This is a genomic window from Bacillus sp. AR8-1 (assembly GCF_008042345.1).
In the GTDB taxonomy this organism is placed as follows: domain Bacteria; phylum Bacillota; class Bacilli; order Bacillales; family Bacillaceae_G; genus Bacillus_A; species Bacillus_A cereus.
Map to the genome: position 1 here is coordinate 1 of NZ_QNUB01000042.1, position 3,515 is coordinate 3,515.

Here is a 3,515-nt window from a genome sequence, read left to right on the forward strand (position 1 = left end):
ATGCAGTTAACAGGTTCATTCAAGTTTCGTGGTGCATTTAATAAAATTTCTCAACTTACAAATGAAGAAAAAGAACGTGGTGTAATCGCCTGCTCAGCTGGAAATCATGCACAAGGTGTCGCATTATCTTCCCATTTACTTGGAATCAAAAGTAAAATTGTAATGCCAACATCTGCACCGCAAGCTAAAGTGGATGCGACGAGAGGATATGGTTCTGAAGTTATTTTATACGGTGATACATTTGATGATGCAAAAGCGAAATGTGAAGAAATTATAAAAGAAACAGGCGAAACATACCTACATCCATATGATGATGTAGAAGTAATGGCTGGCCAAGGGACAATTGGCCTAGATATTCTAGATGATATGTGGGATGTTGATACTGTTATTGTTCCTATTGGTGGAGGAGGAATTATTTCAGGAATTGCTGTAGCACTGAAATCATTTAATCCTTCCATTAATATTATTGGAGTTCAAGCAGATAATGTTCATGGAATGAAAGCTTCTTATGACGCGGGGAGAATTTTAGAACACTATGAAGCACCAACAATAGCGGATGGTTGTGCAGTAAAAATACCAGGGAATTTAACTTTTGAAATTGTAAAAGACCTAGTAGATGACATTGTAACTGTATCGGAAGAAGAATTAGAAGTAGCGATGAAAGACTTACTACAACGCGGAAAGGCTGTTGTAGAAGGTGCGGGAGCATTAGCCACAGCCGCTCTTCTTGCAGGGAAAGTTGATAAATATGTAAAGGGTAAAAAAGTAGTAGCAGTTATTTCAGGTGGCAATGTGGATTTAAAACGTATTTCAAGTGTATGTGAGCATTTCTTTGTTGCCAATGAGGTAAAATAATGATTGAGGAATGTATATAATAAGTTGATATTGCTAAAAAAGAGCTAGGATGAAACATCTTAGTTCTTTTTTGTAATATCAGGATACTATTGAGACAGAGTTTGTTTAAAAACAAACTCTTATACAAGGGGTACAGCCAAATGCCCATCAAGCTAAAAATGGATTTTCTATGAAATTCCATTTTTTTAGTTATGCCACTATCGTTTCTGTTTCATTATCAGATAAGCTCAAATTTCTTTCTCATCTTAAAGTGGAACAAATTTATTACTTAAATTGTCTATTTAGTACACTTTTTAAATATGAATATATTTCTTAAAGTGGCTTCAATAATTTTAAGTAAATCAACAGGAGAATTGAAAGGCAGGAGAAAGTAGCATGTCAGAAAATTATCGTTCTCGAGAGGAGCGACGACAAGTTAAAAAGAAAAAACAGCCTGCTGCTAAGAAACAAAAAGCAAAAGGTAAAACATCGTTTTTTCGTAAGTTTTTAGTTAGTTGTTTATTACTTGGTATTGTGGGGTTAGTCGCAGGAGTTGCTACCTTTTTCGTTATGATCAAAGATGCTCCAAAACTTGAGAAAGCAAAACTTGTTAATCCGTTATCCTCAAAAATTTATGATAAAGATGGGAAATTGATATATGAATATGGAAAAGAAAAACGAACGAATATTATGTATGATCAGATTCCTAAGTTAGTAGAAAATGCGTTTTTAGCAACAGAAGATGCTCGTTTTTACGAGCACAGTGGCGTAGACTATAAAGGTACTGCACGTGCAGCCTTAGTCAGCCTAAAAGGGGATTACGGCTCTCAAGGTGGAAGTACGATTACACAGCAAGTTATTAAAAATTACTTCTTATCGATGGAAAAAACGTCAAAGAGAAAGGCGCAAGAAATATATTTAGCATATAAGCTAGAACAACAGTATTCAAAACATGAAATTTTAGAAATGTATTTAAATAAAGTTTACTTAGGTAACCGTTCATACGGAATCGCAACAGCAGTACAAAATTACTATGGTAAGGAATTAAAAGATTTAACACTACCAGAAGTTGCAATGCTTGCTGGTTTAATGAAAGCTCCTAATAACTATGATCCAACGAAAGAACAAAATATCAAAAAAGCAACAGAAAGAAGAAATGTTGTACTTAAATTAATGAATCGACATGGTTATATTACAAAAAAAGAAATGGAAGAAGCATCAAAAGTTCCAGTAACAGAAGGACTTAAGAAAGCAACTGAACAAAAAGAAATGCCCTATCCAGCTTTTATGGATGCGGTTGTGAAAGAAGTTGAAAAAGAGTTGCCAGATGTTAATATCGGATCTGACGGTTTAGAAATTTATACAACATTAGATCCAAAGGCACAGGATTTTGCAGACAAACTTTTAAATAAAGATATTATTAATTATCCAAATGAGAAATTCCAAGGCGCTTTCACATTTATGGATACGAAAACAGGAGAAGTACGTGCAATTGGTAGTGGGCGTGGTGAAAATAAAGCTGTTTTTAAAGGACATAATATTGCAATTGAATTAAATCGCTCAGCAGGTTCAACGATGAAACCAATTTTTGATTACGCTCCTGCAATTGAATATTTAAAATGGGCTACTTACCATCAAATTGATGACTCTCCATTTAAGTATTCAACGGGACAAGAAGTTAGAAATGCTGATAGAAAGCATTTAGGACCAATTACAATGCGTGATGCATTGAAAACGTCCCGAAATATCCCGGCAATAAAAACTGCAAAAGAAGTAGGAATTAGTAGATCAAAAGGTTTCTCTGAAAAGCTAGGTATTACATTTAATGTAGCACCGACCGAATCAACAGCGATTGGTACAAATGAAGCGTCACCAACTGAAATTGCAGGTGCTTATGCGGCATTTGGTAATGATGGTAAGTATACGAGGCCACATTTTGTTAAGAAAGTCATTTATTCAGATGGTAAATCAAAAAGCTTTGAGCAAAAGTCAAAACGAGTTATGAAGGATTCTACAGCATATATGATTACTGATATGCTTCGTACTTTTGTTTCATCTGGATTAGGTACAACAGCTAATATAGGCTCTTTAGATATAGCGGGTAAAACAGGTACAACAAACTATTCTTTAGAACAAATAGCACAATATAATCTACCAGAAAGTGCAACTCGTGATAGTTGGTTTGCTGGTTATACACCACAATATACGATGGCAGTATGGACCGGATATACAAAGGATAGTAAAGATAATTATATTAGTAGTAAAAATACGAAAATAGCTCAATTGATTTTTAAAGAAATGATGAGTAAGTTTGCTACAGATAAGTCACAATTTAAAATGCCAAACAGTGTAGTTCAAGAAGGTAGCGAATTACGTATTAAAGGTGAGAAGCATGATTCTTCTCCAAATACGAAAATAGCAAATACGACTGAACAGCCGAGTGAAAATAAGCAAAAAGAAAAGCAAAAGAAACAAGAAGAGCAAAAGCAAAGTGAACCAAACAATGGTAGTGACCAAGGAAATACAACACCACCAAACAATGGTAATGACCAAGGAAATACACCGCCACCAAAAAGTGGTAGTGATCAGGGAAATACAACACCACCAAACAATAGTAATGGCCAAGGAAATACACCGTCGCCAAAAAGCGGTAGTGACCAGGGAAATACAACACCACCAAA

At 34.9% G+C, this 3,515-nt stretch carries 2 protein-coding genes; both read left to right on the forward strand.

The features are described 5' to 3' along the window. Positions 1 to 855, forward strand: an 855-nt coding sequence (tdcB, locus tag DN400_RS24285; protein WP_147801991.1) for a bifunctional threonine ammonia-lyase/L-serine ammonia-lyase TdcB, incomplete at its 5' end; no start/stop codon positions are given. A 375-nt stretch (positions 856 to 1,230) separates the two neighbouring features. Continuing rightward, on the forward strand, positions 1,231 to 3,515 hold a 2,285-nt coding region (locus tag DN400_RS24290; protein ID WP_147801992.1), incomplete at its 3' end, for a transglycosylase domain-containing protein.